Source organism: Dactylosporangium sp. NPDC006015 (assembly GCF_040614215.1).
GTDB lineage: Bacteria > Actinomycetota > Actinomycetes > Mycobacteriales > Micromonosporaceae > Dactylosporangium > Dactylosporangium maewongense.
In genome coordinates this window covers 88,573-102,801 of the sequence record NZ_JBEXUD010000022.1, presented here as the reverse complement: position 1 = coordinate 102,801, position 14,229 = coordinate 88,573, and the positions used below count along the sequence as shown (strand labels likewise).

Below are 14,229 nucleotides of genomic sequence, written 5' to 3'. Positions count from 1 at the left end.
GACACCCGTACACGCGACGTCGCAGTCTGGTCACACGGCTTGGAGAGCGCTCTCCAAGCCTCCAATTTGTCGCACGGGGAAGTGGTGGTGGGTGTGAGCACGACAGCGGTGCGGACCGCGACAGAGGTCCTGACGTTCCCGTCGAACTTCTGGTGGGGCGCGGCGACCGCCGCCTACCAGATCGAGGGCTCCGTGGACGCCGACGGCCGCACCCCGTCGATCTGGGACACCTTCGCCGCCCAGCCGGGCCGCATCGACAACGGCGACACCGGCGCCCGCGCCACCGGGCACTACGAGCGCTACCGGGGCGACGTCGCGCTGATGAAGGACCTCGGGCTGTCCGCGTACCGGTTCTCGATCGCCTGGCCGCGGATCCGCCCGGCCGGCGGGTCCGGCGTCAACGAGGCCGGCCTCGGCTTCTACGACCGGCTCGTCGACGAGCTGCTCGCCGCCGGCGTCCGGCCGGCCGCGACGCTGTATCACTGGGACCTGCCGCAGGAGCTGGAGGATGCCGGCGGCTGGACGAACCGGGACACCGCGCTGCGCTTCGGCGACTACGCGGCGGCCGTCGCCGCGCGGCTCGGCGACCGGGTCGCGCTGTGGAACACGCTGAACGAGCCGTGGTGCTCGGCGTTCCTCGGATACGGCACCGGCGGGCACGCGCCCGGCCGGCGGGGACACCTCAACGCGCTGGTCGCCACGCACCACCTGCTGCTGGCGCACGGGCTGGGGGTCGCGGCGCTACGGTCGGCGGGGGTCACCGGGCAGGTGTCGGTGGCGCTGAACGCCGGCGCGGTGCGCCCCTTCACCGACGCACCGGCGGACGTCGACGCCGCGCGGCGCATCGACGGCCTGCTGAACCGCATCTTCTTCGACCCGATCCTGCGCGGCGCGTACCCGACGGACACCATCGCCGACATCGCGGACATCACCGACATGTCGTACGTGCGGCCCGGGGACCTGGAGGTCGTGTCGCAGCCGGTCGACGCTGTGTGCGTCAACTACTACCAGCCGGACCTGGTCAGCGCCGCCACCGACGGGACGCTCGACGAGGGCACGCCCTACCCGACGGCGCAGCACGTCCGATTCCACCCGACGCCGGGCCCGGTCACGCACATGGGCTGGTCCGTCGACCCGACCGGCCTGCGCGACCTGCTCCTGCGGATCCGCCGTGACTACGGCGACCGCCCGATCTACGTGACGGAGAACGGCGCCGCCTACGACGACCGCCCCACCGCCGACGGCGCGGTCCACGACCCCGAGCGCATCGCCTACCTGCGCGGCCATCTCGCCGCCGTCCACGAGGCCATCACCGCCGGCGTCGACCTCTGCGGCTACTTCGCGTGGTCCCTGCTGGACAACTTCGAGTGGGCGTTCGGCTTCAGCCGCCGGTTCGGCCTCATCCACGTCGACTACGACACGCTCGCCCGCACCGTGAAGTCCTCGGGCCGCTGGCTCGCCGAGTCCATCACCCGCAACGCCATCGACGCCCCCTGACCCCGTTTCCGCGATCCGGCGCGCGGGTCTTCCGGATCAGGCGGTCGCGTTGCGGCGGACGCTGATGTAGAACGTCTCGATCCGGCGCACGACGTGCATGAGGCTGGCGAAGTCGACGGGCTTGGCGATGTACGTGTCGACCCTCAGCTCGTGACTGCGCAGGAAGTCCTCCTCCGCGCGGGAGCTGGTCAGCACCACGACCGGGATGTCGTTGAGCGCCGGGTCGGCGTGGATCGCGGCCAGCACCGCGCGGCCGTCGACGCCCGGCAGGTTGAGGTCCAGCAGCACGATGTCGGGGCGGGGCGCCGTGGCATAGGCACCCTCGCGGCGCAGGAACCGCAGCGCGTCGGCACCGTCGGCGCAGATCGTCAACCGGTTGGACACCTTGTGGTCGGCCAACGCCTCGCGCGTGATGAGCACGTCGCCCGGATCGTCCTCCACGAGCAGGATCTCGATCGGCACGCCGGCGGGCGAGTCGTCCACGGGTCCTCCCAACAGCATGTTCCGGCCCAACGATAGCGTCCGGCGCAAGACCGGCTACCGTCATACCGCCACTCAACGATGCGGAGATTGCCTGATGACGTTCCCGATCTCGACGTTCGATGGGCACACCGTGGTCCGGGCGGACGGCGAACTCGACGTCAGCACCGCGCCGCGGCTGCGCGAGGCGATCACGACCGCGCTCGACGAGGGCTCCGGCACGGTGATCGTCGACCTGACGACCGTCACGTTCATGGACTCCACCACCCTCGGCGTGCTGATCGGCGCCCACAACCGGGTCCGCGAGAGCGGCTCCGGCTCGCTGCGCCTGGTCTGCCCCGAGGAGCGGATCCGCCGGGTCTTCCGGATCACCGGGCTGGACAACGTCTTCCCGCTCTTCGACACCGTCCCGGACGCGGTGAACGCCGCCGGATGACCTGCGGGGCGCCTCCGTCTGGCACCATCGGGTCGTGGAACGTTGCGCTGCCTTCCGCGAGGCGCTGTCGGCCCGCCTCGACGGTGAGGACGAGCCGATCGAGGCCGCCCTCACCGACGCGCACCTGCGCCGCTGCGCCGACTGCCGGGCCTGGCACGCCGACGCGGTGACGGCCACCCGGCTCTTCCGGGTCCAGCAGGTGCCCGCACAGCCGGCCGGCGTGGACGACCTCCTCGCCGCCCTCGACGCCCACGGAGTGCTTCCGGCGGCCGATGTACCCCCTGCGCCCGCCTCCGGTCTCCGTCGGCGGCTCGCCCTGCCCGCTTCCTGGATTCGTGGCCGGATCGGCCGGGCCCACGTCGTCCTGGCGCTGCGCGTGCTGCTCGGGGGCTTCGGGGCGGCCCAGTTCATGCTCGGCATCGCCCAGGTGACGACCGCCGCCACCGCCTCCGACCTGCACGGCGACGGCGCGGGCCACCTGTGGCACGAGTCGGCCGCCTGGAACGTCGCGATCGGCGCCGGCTTCGGCTGGATCGCCAGCCGCCGCGGCCGCCCCGCCGGCGCGCTGCCGATGCTGACGGCGTTCGTCGGGCTGCTCGCGCTGCTCAGCGTCAACGACCTGCTCGCCGGACGGGTCGAGACGGAGCGGCTGCTGAGCCACGCGTTCGTCCTGGCGGGGTACGCGATCGTGATCGCCCTGACCCGTCCCGCCCTCGACCCGGGCTTCTTCGACGGCGGCTCCTCGACCTCGGGCTCCGGCGGTTCTTCGGGCGGCTCCGGCGGCGCTTCCGGCGGCCCCGGCGGCGCTTCCGGCGGCCCCGGCGGCGCTTCCGGCGGCGCTGCGCCGCGGCGGCCGTTGCGGATCGTGCCCGGGCAGGCGACCGCGCACGTCACCGACCGCGAAGCCGCCTGACCCTCACCTGACGCTTCACCTGGGCGCCGCTCGCAGCGCCTGACGCCCATCCGACGCGTGTCGAGGCTCACCGCCCATCCAGCTGTGATGATCTTTCTGAATCGATACAGTAGACGTCAGAGAGACCAGACCAGAGGAGAAGCCAGATGCCCGCACAGACCACGGCCAGCCGCGTCCGCAACGCCGTCACCAGCCGCTTCGAGGCGCGCCGCGCCCGCAGGGCCCTCGCCCGGGAGATCGCCGCCTACCGCACGCCCGCCGAGCGCCTCGAGCTCGACCTGATCCTCGGCCGCCACACCGCCGACGAGACCCGCGAGATCGACGAGATCCTCCGCGCCCAGGCCGCCGCCGAGCGCTCGACGTTCCAAGCCATGCCGGTCGACCGCACCTAACGCCACCGCGAGCGGGAGTGGCACCACGCCGCTCCCGCTCGCCTTCGCGACTGCTGTACCGACTAGTATGTACAGCATGGACGCCGCCGAACGCCTCGTCGAGAGCACTCGGGCACTGTTGTGGGAGCGCGGCTACACCGGCACCAGCCCCCGCGCCATCCAGGAGCGCGCCGGCGCCGGCCAGGGCAGCATGTATCACCACTTCCGCGGCAAGCCCGACCTCGCCGCGGCCGCCATCCGCCGCACCGCCGACGAGCTGCGCTCCCGGGCCCGCGACCAGCTCGCCGCCCCCGGCCCGGCCCTGGCCCGGATCGAGGCCTACCTGCGCCGCGACCGCGACGTGCTCCTCGGCTGCCCCGTCGGCCGCCTCACCCAGGACCCGGACGTCCTCGCCGACCCGACCCTGCACGCCCCGGTCGCCGAGACGTTCGACTGGCTGTGCGCCGAGCTGTCCGCCGTCCTCGCCGAGGGAATCACCGCAGGCGAGCTCTCCCGGGCCCTGGACCCCGACGACACCGCCGCCACCATCGTCGCCACCCTCCAGGGCGGCTACGTCCTGGCCCGGGCGGCCGGCTCCAGAGACCCGTTCGACCGCGCCGTCCAGGGCGCCCTGTCCCTCCTGAAGGCGGCGACCCCCTGATGCATGCCATGCAGTACGAGCTGACGCTGCCCGCCGACTACGACATGCGGATCATCCGCACCCGCGTCCGTCTGGCCGGCCCGGTCCTGGACGACCGCCACGGCCTGGCGCTGAAGGCCTACCTGATCCGCACCCGCGGCGTCGACGACTCCCCCGTCAACCAGTACGCCCCGTTCTATCTCTGGAACTCCCCCACCGCCATGACCCACTTCCTCCTCGGCGGCGGCGGGTTCCAGAACATCGTCCGCGACTTCGGCCGGCCACCCGTCTCCCACTGGACGGCTGTCGCCGCCACCCAGGGCGCCGCCGCGACGACCCCGCCGCTGGCGGCCTCCCGCCACCTCACCCCGCTGACCGCCGACACCTCGATCGAATCCGCCGTCGCGGACCTGCGCTCCCTGGCCGCCCGCCCGGACCTGCACACCGCCGCCCTGGCGTACGACCCGCGCTCGTGGCACCTGGTGCGCTTCGCCCTGTGGCGCACCGAGGTCCCGCCCGACCAGGCCGGCGAGCGCTATGAGGTCCTGCACCTGTCGGCGCCGGAGCCGGCCGCGGTGCTGTGACGGCTGGGCGTTCGCGGCGCTCGCCGCAGCCGCGCCGCTCACCGCAGTCGCGGCGCCGGGGCGTCGGGTGGGACGGTGCCGGCGACGACGCCGCGGGCCCAGGCGACGAGGCCGGGCGCGTCGATGCCGTGCGGGGCGGGGATCTGGGCCTCGATGCGGTCGGCGGCGCGGGTCAGCAGGCGGTGGCCGCCGGTGGGGTTGCCGCGGTACAGGTGCGTCAGGCCGACGGCGAGCTGCGCCAGCCCGCGCCACAGCTCGCGATCCTCGGCGGGGGCGCTCTTCCAGGCGGCCTCGAGGACCTCGTGGGCGTGAAACGGGCGGCCCGCGTCGAGCAGCTCCTGCGCCAGGGTCAGCGCGGCGTCGGGGGTGGCGTCGACGTCGTCGGGCATCGTCGGGATGCCCTCCGCGCCGCGCGGAAGGGGGCGGCCGAGGCCGTCGCGCGGGCGGGCGCTGCGGGCCCGGCCGGCATCGTCGCGATCACGATCCATATCCACCAACGTAGTGGTGCATGATGGATGGCGTGACGCAATGGGAGTATGCGCGGCTTGAGTATCGGGCGGCTGGGACGCTGGGCACGGACAAGTTCGAGGACTGGGACGCGGTGTTCCACCACCCGGGTGGGGTGCAGCGGTGGGGCACCGACGAGCGGTACAACGACCTGCGCCACCTCAACCGGGCTGGTGCGGAGGGTTGGCAGGCGTATGACCGCGCCGCGCTCGTCGTCGGGCAGCCGCACCGGCTCCACGCCGTCACCTACTCGCTCCGCCGGCCGATCCAGCGCTAAGTGCGGGCGCTCCTCGCGGCGCACTGGGGTCACCGTCGACGGCGAGGTCGCGATGGACTGGGTCGACCCCGGCGCCGCGCACCTCGGGCTGCGGCCGTGGCTGCGGGAGGCCGTCGCCGGCGCGCTCCGCGACCTCGCGGGCGCCGGTCCGCTCACCGAGGGGCTGCTGCACGCCGACCCCGCGCCGGAGGCCTTCGTGGGCGGAGGCCTCATCGACTGGGGCGTCGCGTTGCGCGGGCCGCTCATGTACGACGTGGCCTCCGCCGTCATGTACCTCGGCGACAACGCCGGCGCGTTCCTCGACGCGTACGGCCGGGCCGGGATCGTCCCCGCCGGCGAGCTGCGCGACGCGCTCCCCGTGCTGCTGCGCTTCCGCCACGCGGTGCAGGCCGACTACTTCGCCCGCCGCATCGCCGGCGACGACCTGACCGGCATCGCGGACCCGGCGGAGAACGAGAAGGGCCTCGAGGACGCCCGCCGCGCGTTGTGCGCCTAGCGCGTCAGATCATGCGCATGCACCAGACGGCCTTGCCGTCGGCGGTGGGCCGGGTGCCCCAGCGGTCGCACAGCGAGGAGACCAGCTGGAGGCCGCGGCCGTGCTCGTCGTCCGGGGTCGGGCGCTGCTTGCGGGGCAGGTAGGTCGCGGTGTCGTGCAGCTCGAGGACCACGTGGGTGCCGCCGTTGCGCAGGCGGAGCTGGATGGGCGGGCGGCCGTGCAGCACGGCGTTGGCGGCGAGCTCGCTGACGACGAGGACGAGGTCGTCGACGACGCGGGACGGAGCATCCCAGCGGCGCAGGGTCGTGGCGACGAACTGGCGGGCGGTGCGCACGGCCCGCTCCTCGGCGGGGATGTCCTGGACGACGGACCGCTCCTCGCCGGGCTCGGCGACGACCCGGGCCAGCAGGACGGTGATGTCGTCGTCCGGGCCGTCGGGCAGCAGCGCGTCGACGAGCCGGTCCGGGACGTCGGCGAGCGGGCCGGTCAGGGTGCCGACGTGGGCGGCGAGCGCGTCGATGCCCGTGTCGAGGTCGCGGTCGCGGTGCTCGACGAGACCGTCGGTGTAGAGGGTCAGCAGCGCCCCGACGGGCAGCTCGACGCGCTCCTCGCTCAGGGTCAGCGGGCCGGTGCCCAGCGGCGGGCCCGAGACGGTGAGCCGGCGCACGGTGCCGCCGGGCAGCAGGAGCAGCGGCGGCAGGTGGCCGGCGTTGGCGTACGTGAGGCTGCGCTCGCCCGGGTCGTACACCGCGTAGACCACCGTGACGATCTGGTCCTCGCGCAGGTCGCGCACGACGCCGTCGAGGAACTCCAGGACGTCCGCGGGCGGCAGGTCGAGCCGGGCGTAGGCACGGACCGCGGCCCGCAGCTGGCCCATCACCGCGGCCGCCGGGACCCCGCGGCCCATGACGTCGCCCATGACGAGGGCGGTGCGGTCGGCGCCGAGCTCGATGACGTCGTACCAGTCGCCGCCGACCTGCGTGCCGGCGACGCCGGGCCGGTAGTAGGTGGCGACCTCGAGGTGCTCGGGGTCGAACGTGAGCGGTGGCATGAGGCTGCGCTGCAGCTCGTCGGCGATGCGGTGCTCGCGGGCGGCGGCCTCCTGCAGGCCGCTGGCGGCGGCGAGGGCCTGCTCGGCGCGGCGCTGCTCGGTGACGTCCTGGTTGGAGCCACGCAGCCGGACCGGAGCGCCGGCGGCATCGAGCTCGGGCTCGCCGATGGTGCGGAAGACGCGCAGCGAGCCGTCGGGCTGCAACACCCGGGCCTCGTAGTCCAGCGGCTCGCCGGCGATCGCGGCGGCCATCGCCGCGTCGACGAGCGCGCGGTCGTCGGGGTGCAGGAGGGCGTTGGTCGCATCGCGGGCGGCGGGGTCGAGCAGCTCGGCGGCGGTCATGCCCATCTGCCGCTGGAACTCCTCCGAGCCGTGGATGTCGCCGGTGGCGAGGTCGAGCTCCCAGCTGCCGACGGATGCGAGGCGCTGCGCCTGGTCCAGCAGCTCGCGGCTGCGCTGGAGCTCGTCGCGGGCCCGCCGGACCCGGTCGAACTCGAGGTTGGCCCGGACCCTGGCGCGCAGCTCCCGCGGCGAGAACGGCTTGATGAGGTAGTCGTCGGCGCCCGCGTCGAGGCCTTCGACGGTCGCCTCGTCGCCGGCCCGCGCCGACAGCATGACGACCGGCAGGAGCGCCGCGGTGCTGTCGGCGCGCAGGGCGGCGACGAGGCCGAAGCCGTCGAGCTCGGGCATCATGACGTCGGTGAGGATGAGGTCCGGCCGGGTGCCGCGCAGCAGGCGCAGCGCCGCCATGCCGTCGGACGCCTCGACGATCTGGTAGTCGGCCTCGAGGGTGGTGCGGATGTAGTCCCGCATGTCGCTGTTGTCGTCGACGACCATGACCGTCGGCGCCGTCGAGTGCACCGGCGTGGCGGACGGCGGCGCGGGGACCATCCACCGCTCGACCTCCGCCAGGAACCCGGGCACGACCCGGTCCGCCGCCGACTTCCGGTCGGCCGCGTCGTGCGCACCACCGGCGGCACCGGCGGCGGCGCTCTCAAAGGCCTCGTCGGCGGCGGTACCGGAAGCGGTGTCCTGCGCGGTGCCGGCGGCAGGCTCGGGGGCGAACGGGAGCCTGACGGTGAACGTGCTGCCGGCGCCGGGCGCGCTGTGGACGCCCGCGGTGCCGCCGTGCAGGGCGGCCAGCTCCGCGACCAGGGCGAGGCCGATGCCGGAGCCCTCGTGGGTGCGCGAGGGGGTGCCCATGATGCGGTGGAAGCGGTCGAAGAGGTTGGCCTGGTCGGCGGGGTCGATGCCGACGCCCGTGTCGGTGACGCTGAGCTCGGCGGCGCCGCCGACCTCGGCGACGCGGATGGTGATCGAGCCGTCGAACGTGAACTTCAGCGCGTTGGACAGCAGGTTCAGCGTGATCTTCGCCCACATCTCCGGGTCGGCGAGGACGGGCCGGGGCAGCGGCGGACAGTCGATGACGAGGTGCAGGCCGGCGCGCTGGGTGGCGGTGTCGAACATGCCGGCCAGCTCGGCGGTGGCGGCGGCCATGTCGAGCGGCTCGAAGCGCGGCTCGACCTGGCCCGACTCCAGCTGCGAGAAGTCCAGCAGGGTGTTGACGAGCTTCAGCAGCCGCTCGGCGTTGCGGTGCACGACCTCGACCCGCTCGCGCTGGCCCGGCGGCAGCGGCCTGGCCTGGTCGGTGAGGGCGTCCTCGGTCGGGCCGAGCAGCAGCGTCAGCGGCGTGCGGAACTCGTGGCTGACGTTGGTGAAGAACGCCGTCTTCGCCCGGTCCAGCTCGGCGAGGGACTCGGCGCGGCGGCGCTCGGCCGCGTAGGAGCGGGCGGTGCCGATCCTCGCCGCGAGCTGCCCGGCGATGAGGTCGACGAAGCCGGCGTACGCGGAGTCGAACGGGCGGTAGCGGTTGAGCCCGACGGCCAGGAAGCCGTACGGGCGGCCGCCGCCGGGCTTCGGCAGCGGGACGAGACGCACCTCGGTCGGCGGCTCCTCCCACGCGCCGGTCGGCAGCTCGGTGTAGCCGCCGAGGGTCAGCGGGGCGCCCCGGGCGAGCTCCGCCATGGGCCAGAACGGCCCGGCATCAGGGTCGAGCACCGCGGGCGCCGCCGGCGCGCCGGGCTGCACGCCGGTGCTGCAGGCGAGGTGGGCGGTGTCGGCGTCCTCGTCGAAGAGGTACGTGAGGGTGAAGGGCAGATCGTCGGCGCGGGCCCCGAGGTGCCGGACCACGGCGCGGAAGAGGTCCTCCTCGCTGTCGCCGGCGGTGTCGGCGCCGAGGTCGCGCAGGGTCGTCATGCGGCGCTCGCTGATGACGCGGTCGGTGTCCTCGCTGACCACGCAGAGCATCCCGGCGATGACCCCGTCGTCGTCGGTGAGCGGGCTGTAGGAGAAGGTGTGGTAGGTCTCCTCGGTGTAGCCGCTGCGGCTGAGGAACAGGCGCAGCGCCTCGTCCCAGGTGGCGTCGCCGGTCTGCATGACGGCGGCGATCCGCGGGCCGATCTCGGGCCAGATCTCGGCCCACACGTCGCGGGCCGGCTTGCCCAGGGCCCACGGGTACTTCTTGCCGAGGGTGTCGCGCCGGTAGGCGTCGTTGCAGAAGAACGTGAGCTCGGGACCCCACGCCATCCACATCGAGAACCGGGAGCCGAGCAGGATCCGCACGACCGAGCGCAGGCTCTGCGGCCAGCTCGCGGGCTCACCCAGCGGGGTCGCCGCCCAGTCGACCGCGCCGAGGTCGCGGCTCACCTCGGAATCGTCGGACGTCGACCAGGCCGCCTCACCCACCCGACCAGCGTACGCAGAGAACGGGGCTCGCACACCGCGCCAGTGCGCCATCGGCGGGTGCGGCCGCCCCCGTCTCGCATCAGCCGCACCGCCGATGGCGAACCAGCTGCGGGAATGTGAGGATGACTCTGCCCTCCATCCGATCGTATATGATCGTGCGGGCGCCCGGCCCCTGTCAAGAGCGGAACTCGCACGTGCAACATGAGCACAGCAGTACCGGGCCGTCCGGGTCCGCGGACCATGACGGGCCGCCCGCGCCGTCGAAGCACGAGCTCGCCTACAGCCGCATCCGCCAGCGGATCCTCGACGGCCGGTACCGGCCTGGACACCGCCTCGTGCTCAGCACCCTGGCCAGGGAGCTGGACGTCAGCCCCGTGCCGGTGCGGGAGGCGATCCGGCGGCTGGAGGCGGAAGGCCTCGTCAGCTTCGAGCGCAACGTCGGCGCCCGGGTCGCCACGCTCGGCGACGACGACTGGGTGCAGCTGGTCGAGATGCTGGCGCTGCTGGACGGGTACGCCTTCGCGGCCGCGGCGCCGCAGATGTCCGCCGAGCGGATCGGGACCGCCCGGGGGCTCAACGCCCAGCTGCGCCTGGAGCAGACCAACGAGCGGGTCATGGCGCTGCACCGGGAGTTCCACCGCACGATCTACGGCTGCTGCGGCAACCGGCACGTGATCGAGGCCCTCGAATGGATCTGGGACCGCATCGACGCTTCGCGAGTCCTGGCGTCGCTCTACCCCCGGCTGCGGGTGCGGGCCGCGGTCGACGAGCACGACGAGCTGCTGGACCGGCTGGAGCGGGGCGAGGACGACCCGGGCACGCTCGAGGCCTGCGCCCGCGAGCACAACCTCAACACCATCCGGGCGATCAGGTCCGCCCGGGAAAAGTAGAAGACCGGCATCCACGGGGGAAGATGCCGGTCTCGCGTTCAACTATACGACGCCCGCACGTTTCCCGCCAGAGGTCAATTCCGTCGGACGGTCGTCACCGTGGGCGACCGGCGCCTTCGGGTTGCGCAGGCCCTTCGGCAGGGTCGGCTCGCTGGCGGCGATCTCCACCTCGATCAGGCTGGTCTCGTGCCGCTCGGCGGCGTACGCGGCATGCCCGCCACGCAGCCCGAAGAGCCGTTTCGACAGCAGGATGTAGAGCACGGCGACGATGTTCACCACGAGCGCGCCGATGCGCAGCCAGGTGACCTTCTCCGACAGCTCGTAGATCTCCACCGGCAGGCCGAGCGACGTGGCGACGACGGCGAAGTACTCACCCCAGCGCTTCAGCATCCACAGGCCGACGCCCTCGACGACCTGCAGGACGCCGTAGACCATCAGGCCGATCGCGACCCACAGCAGCGTCTTGGACTCCGCCTCGATGACCGTCCGGATCGTGTGGATCATCGCGGAGTCCTCGAACTTCCAGCCGATCCGGTCCGCGAACGGGCGCAGCAGCGGCAGGTCCTCGTTGAACGCCCGCTCGACGCCGTCGCGGTGGGTGCGGAAGCGGTACACCCCATAGCCGGCGAGCAGCACGGCGATGCCCTTGGCGAACCGCTCGATCGACAGCAGCCGCAGCACGAGCGCGTCGCGCAGCGCCCTGCCCCGCAGCACGATCGGGGCGTCCTCGGCGGGGCCCTGCGCCTGCGGCTCGCCGATGACGAAGTCGCCGCACCGCAGGCAGCGCCACGCCGCGCCGACAGGGGTCGTGGCGTGCAGCCGCTCCCGGAAGGGCGCCTCGTCCGGGGCGTAGGTGACGTGCCCGCGCCGCGCGCAGGTGCGTAGGTTCCAGTCCACGCGCTATTCGTACCGCAGACACGCCGGCCCCGCGTCGGTCAGGTCGGCTTTCCAACGGTCTGCGGATGCCCGGCGTCGGTGATCGTGTCGCCGAAGGTGGCCAGGTAGGCGGCCTCGCCGACGGCCAGGTAGTCCAGGTTGCGCCGCAGCTGCGCGGGGATCTCGGCCGGCGCGGGCGCGTCGGCCTGCGTCCCGGTCCGCCCCCGGGAGCGCTTCCGGGCCCGCTTCTGGGTGCGCCCCACGACCAGCATCAGCGCGCCGACCAGGATCGAGGCGATGATCCCGTCGAGCCAGTAGTGGTTGGCGGTGCCGACGACGACCAGCATCGTGATCACCGGGTGAGCCAGCCACAGCCAGCGCCACCGGCCGCTGGTCGCCGTGATGAGCCCGAGCGCGATGACCAGCGCCCAGCCGACGTGCAGCGACGGCATCGCCGCGTACTGGTTGCTGAGCGTGTCGGTCTGCGGCGGCCCGTACACCGACGGACCGAACTTCGCGGCGGTGTCGATCATCCCGATGCCGGCCAGCATCCGCGGCGGCGCGAGCGGGAACCCGAGGTGCATGACCAGCCCCGCCGCGGTCAACCAGGCGAGGATCCGCCGGAAACGCAGGTAGTGTGCGGGGCGGAAGACGTACATGAACACCAGGAACGCGACGGTCGCCGGGAAGTGCACGACGGCGTAGTAGACGTTAGCGGTGCGGATGACGACGTCGGAGGTGAGCAGCAGGTGCTGCAGGTCCGCCTCGCCCGGTAGCCACAGCGCCCGCTCGGCCTGCCACACCAGCTTCGCGTTGGCGTAGGACTCCCCGACCCGCCCGTCGACGAGCAGCCGGCCCATCTTGTACGCGAGGAAGAGTCCGACGATGAGCAGCAGCTCGGCCCAGGCACGGGGACGCACCCGCGTCCCTTGCTGGGACGTGGTTCGCGTGGCGGCGTCGTCCCGTTCACGCAACCCGGGCCCCGTGTTCACGATCGACAACGTACCTGATGTTGCCAACCCGGCAATATTGCCGATCGGGCAGTCCTCGTCATGTCCTGCGTCACAAACTTGTTTATGCTTCAAGGAAATTGTCGATGTTCAAGCGTTGAAGGAGCACGATGAGCAGCCGAGCCGACCAGGCGATCGCCGCCCTGCGCAAGGGGCACGAGGATCTCACCACCGTCGTTCGCGGGCTCACGTCTGAGCAGCTCACCAGCCCTTCGGCGGCGAGTGAGTGGGACATCTCCCAGGTGATCAGCCATCTGGGCAGCGGAGCCGAGATCAACCTGGAGGTGGTGCGCGCCTCGCTCGAGGGCCGCCCCGCCCCGGAGTTCGAGTTCAACAAGGGCGTGTGGGCCCGGTGGGACGGGATGACCCCGGCCGAGCGGGCTGTCGAGTTCCCGGTTGCGAACCAGCGCCTGGTCGAGGCATACGAGGCCCTCGACGCCGAGCAGCGCGCCTCGCACCGCATCGACGTGGGCTGGATGCCCGAGCCCGTCGACGTCGCGACGTCGGCGGTGCTGCGGCTGACCGAGTTCGGCTACCACGACTGGGACGTCCGGGTCGCGCTCGACCCGTCGGCGACCCTGGCGCCGGAGGCGGCGGTGCTCATCGACGAGCGGGTGGAGGGGCTGTTCGGCTGGATCGCGAAGCCGGCCTACCTCGACGGGCGCACGGCCGACCTGCTCGTCACGCTCACCGACGTCGGCGAGCAGCGCGGCCTGCGCCTGGCCGACCCGGTGACCCTGGGCGCCGCCCCGGCGTCGCCGGACGGCGAGCTGAGCCTGACCCTGGACGCGTTCCTGCGCCTGGCCGCCGGCCGCCTCGGTGCCCGGTACACCCCGTCCGACGTGAAGATCACCGGCCCGATCACCCTCGACGACCTCCGCGCCGTCTTCCCCGGCTACTGAGTTCACTGCCGTCCCCCGGACACAGAGCGACCCCGGCACCGGAGTTCCGGGCCGGGGTCGCGAGGGGCGGGGGGACGAGCGGCAAAGCTGAGTGTCGAGCCATGCTGCGACGCGGTCGTGCCGGACGTTGCCGCAGCGAGATCCGCGGCTCAGGCGGCCTTGAGGTTCTTCAGGCAGAGCACGTCGCCGTTCTTGCCGGCCTCGCCCCACCAGTACAGGTCGGTGGTCTCCGGGAAGGCCTCGCAGACGTTCTTCTCGTCGGACATCGCGTCCGACTCCTTCTTGTCGGCGACCTTGCCGATGACACTGAAGTCCGCGTCGGCGTCACCGCACTTGACGATCTTCAGCTCGTTGGCCGAAGCCTTGTGCATGCAGTCGCCGACGTTGGCCTTCTCGGCCGAGTCGCGGTTGAGGTACCAACCGATCCCGGCCAGGACGACCAGCACAACGATGGAGACGCCGAATCTAACAACCTTGGACATGCGGAATTTTCTACAGGTCACGGAGCGTTAGCGCTGCCCCGCTCTCATATCGAATGCATCACGGCGAGGTCT

At 72.8% G+C, this 14,229-nt stretch carries 16 protein-coding genes; 10 read left to right on the top strand and 6 right to left on the bottom strand.

The features are described from left to right. Positions 1-93 precede the first annotated feature (93 nt). Complete coding sequence (locus tag ABZ321_RS33125; protein ID WP_354898649.1) at positions 94-1,497, top strand: GH1 family beta-glucosidase; 1,404 nt, start codon at positions 94-96, stop codon at positions 1,495-1,497. Positions 1,498-1,533: 36 nt separating this feature from the next. Here the strand turns inward: ABZ321_RS33125 and ABZ321_RS33120 are convergent, their stop codons facing one another. Further along, positions 1,534-1,980, bottom strand: a complete 447-nt coding sequence (locus ABZ321_RS33120; RefSeq protein ID WP_354898646.1) for a response regulator — start codon at positions 1,978-1,980, stop codon at positions 1,534-1,536. Positions 1,981-2,074: 94 nt separating this feature from the next. Between ABZ321_RS33120 and ABZ321_RS33115 the strand changes: the two genes are divergently transcribed. From ABZ321_RS33115 to ABZ321_RS33095, 5 genes are all read left to right on the top strand, one after another. Then, complete coding sequence (locus tag ABZ321_RS33115) at positions 2,075-2,413, top strand: STAS domain-containing protein (protein ID WP_344504367.1); 339 nt, start codon at positions 2,075-2,077, stop codon at positions 2,411-2,413. A 34-nt stretch (positions 2,414-2,447) separates the two neighbouring features. Beyond that, entirely contained in the window at positions 2,448-3,326 is an 879-nt protein-coding gene (locus ABZ321_RS33110) for a zf-HC2 domain-containing protein (RefSeq protein ID WP_354898642.1), read from the top strand. A gap of 146 nt (positions 3,327-3,472) precedes the next feature. Beyond that, positions 3,473-3,718, top strand: coding sequence for a hypothetical protein (locus tag ABZ321_RS33105; RefSeq protein ID WP_344504365.1), 246 nt, complete (start codon positions 3,473-3,475; stop codon positions 3,716-3,718). A gap of 76 nt (positions 3,719-3,794) precedes the next feature. Beyond that, on the top strand, positions 3,795-4,358 hold the full coding sequence (locus ABZ321_RS33100; RefSeq protein ID WP_354898639.1) for a TetR/AcrR family transcriptional regulator: 564 nt from the start codon (positions 3,795-3,797) through the stop codon (positions 4,356-4,358). 8 nt (positions 4,359-4,366) lie between these two features. Then, a complete protein-coding gene (locus ABZ321_RS33095) occupies positions 4,367-4,921 on the top strand; it encodes a DUF4865 family protein (protein WP_344504363.1) in 555 nt (184 codons plus the stop codon). Positions 4,922-4,959: 38 nt separating this feature from the next. Here ABZ321_RS33095 and ABZ321_RS33090 read toward each other — a convergent pair whose 3' ends face one another. Next, positions 4,960-5,409 carry a DUF309 domain-containing protein gene (locus ABZ321_RS33090; protein ID WP_344504362.1) on the bottom strand — a complete coding sequence of 150 codons (450 nt, stop codon included), beginning with the start codon at positions 5,407-5,409 and terminating at the stop codon, positions 4,960-4,962. Between the two features lie 32 nt (positions 5,410-5,441). On the opposite strand from ABZ321_RS33090, the gene ABZ321_RS33085 reads away from it, so the two are divergent. Next, positions 5,442-5,705: a hypothetical protein gene (locus tag ABZ321_RS33085; protein ID WP_344504361.1), complete on the top strand. Its 264-nt coding sequence runs from the start codon at positions 5,442-5,444 to the stop codon at positions 5,703-5,705. 52 nt (positions 5,706-5,757) lie between these two features. Further along, positions 5,758-6,201 (top strand): phosphotransferase, encoded by a 444-nt coding sequence (locus ABZ321_RS33080; RefSeq protein ID WP_354898635.1) that lies wholly within the window; start codon positions 5,758-5,760, stop codon positions 6,199-6,201. 4 nt (positions 6,202-6,205) lie between these two features. On the opposite strand, the gene ABZ321_RS33075 is transcribed toward ABZ321_RS33080, so the two are convergent. Beyond that, positions 6,206-9,997 carry a SpoIIE family protein phosphatase gene (locus ABZ321_RS33075; protein ID WP_354898632.1) on the bottom strand — a complete coding sequence of 1,264 codons (3,792 nt, stop codon included), beginning with the start codon at positions 9,995-9,997 and terminating at the stop codon, positions 6,206-6,208. Between the two features lie 194 nt (positions 9,998-10,191). On the opposite strand from ABZ321_RS33075, the gene ABZ321_RS33070 reads away from it, so the two are divergent. Then, positions 10,192-10,887, top strand: a complete 696-nt coding sequence (locus tag ABZ321_RS33070; RefSeq protein WP_344504358.1) for a GntR family transcriptional regulator — start codon at positions 10,192-10,194, stop codon at positions 10,885-10,887. 42 nt (positions 10,888-10,929) lie between these two features. Here ABZ321_RS33070 and ABZ321_RS33065 read toward each other — a convergent pair whose 3' ends face one another. Then, entirely contained in the window at positions 10,930-11,784 is an 855-nt protein-coding gene (locus tag ABZ321_RS33065) for a DUF2127 domain-containing protein (RefSeq protein WP_344504357.1), read from the bottom strand. A gap of 38 nt (positions 11,785-11,822) precedes the next feature. After that, positions 11,823-12,683: a phosphatase PAP2 family protein gene (locus tag ABZ321_RS33060; RefSeq protein ID WP_354898629.1), complete on the bottom strand. Its 861-nt coding sequence runs from the start codon at positions 12,681-12,683 to the stop codon at positions 11,823-11,825. Positions 12,684-12,883: 200 nt separating this feature from the next. On the opposite strand from ABZ321_RS33060, the gene ABZ321_RS33055 reads away from it, so the two are divergent. Continuing rightward, positions 12,884-13,675, top strand: a complete 792-nt coding sequence (locus tag ABZ321_RS33055) for a maleylpyruvate isomerase family mycothiol-dependent enzyme (protein ID WP_354898627.1) — start codon at positions 12,884-12,886, stop codon at positions 13,673-13,675. A gap of 149 nt (positions 13,676-13,824) precedes the next feature. On the opposite strand, the gene ABZ321_RS33050 is transcribed toward ABZ321_RS33055, so the two are convergent. Beyond that, positions 13,825-14,157 carry a hypothetical protein gene (locus tag ABZ321_RS33050; protein WP_344504354.1) on the bottom strand — a complete coding sequence of 111 codons (333 nt, stop codon included), beginning with the start codon at positions 14,155-14,157 and terminating at the stop codon, positions 13,825-13,827. Positions 14,158-14,229: the final 72 nt, after the last annotated feature.